The sequence below is a fragment of the Arhodomonas sp. KWT genome, assembly GCF_010993615.1.
In genome coordinates, this window is sequence record NZ_WNXE01000973.1 from 1 (window position 1) to 622 (window position 622).

Annotated in this window: 1 protein-coding gene and 1 pseudogene; both read right to left on the reverse strand. The window is 72.0% G+C overall.

Annotated elements, in window-relative coordinates:
• Positions 1–317 (reverse strand): annotated as a pseudogene (locus tag G7A99_RS23610) (acyl-CoA dehydrogenase family protein); the annotation flags it as partial.
• Between the two features lies 1 nt (position 318).
• Positions 319–622 (reverse strand): enoyl-CoA hydratase-related protein (locus tag G7A99_RS23615; protein ID WP_240466404.1); only part of this gene is annotated, 304 nt, incomplete at its 5' end.

Genomic DNA, 622 nt, shown 5'->3' on the forward strand with positions numbered 1-622 from the left:
GTGCCGAACAGCGAGATGGGACCGGTGCCGAGCCCCTGCATGGCGAAGGCGAAGTCGGCGAGCCCGTCGTGCCGCGCGAGGGTCTCGCGGGTCAGGCACAGGGTGCGCACGTCCAGGCGGTCGCCGGCGTCCAGGGCCACGCAGGGGGCGAGCCAGCCGCCGGCGCCGAGACGGCGGACGAGCTCGCGGCAGGTGGCGTCCACGTCCGACTCGTCCAGGCCGGTCACGGCCTCCCGCGCCCAGGCGTCCAGGTCCGCGGCGTGCTCGCGGTGCCGGGCCTCGAAGAAGGGCCAGTCGAGGAAGCTGCGGTCGCTCATGTCAGTCGCCCTCGAACACCGCCTGCTCACGGGCGACGAAGGCCCGGTAGGCGCGGCGGAAGTCCTCGGTCTGCATGCACACCGCCTGGGCCTGGGCCTCCGACTCGATGGCCTGGTCCAGTCCCATGTTCCACTCCTGGTTGAGCATGGTCTTGGTGATGCCGTGGGCAAAGTTCGGTCCGGCGACGAGCTGTTGCGCCATGGCGAGGGCGTCGTCGCCGAGTGTCTCGGGCTCGCAGAGGCGGTTGTAGAAGCCCCAGCGCTCGCCCTCCTCGGCGCGCATGCTGCGCCCGGTGAACAGCAGC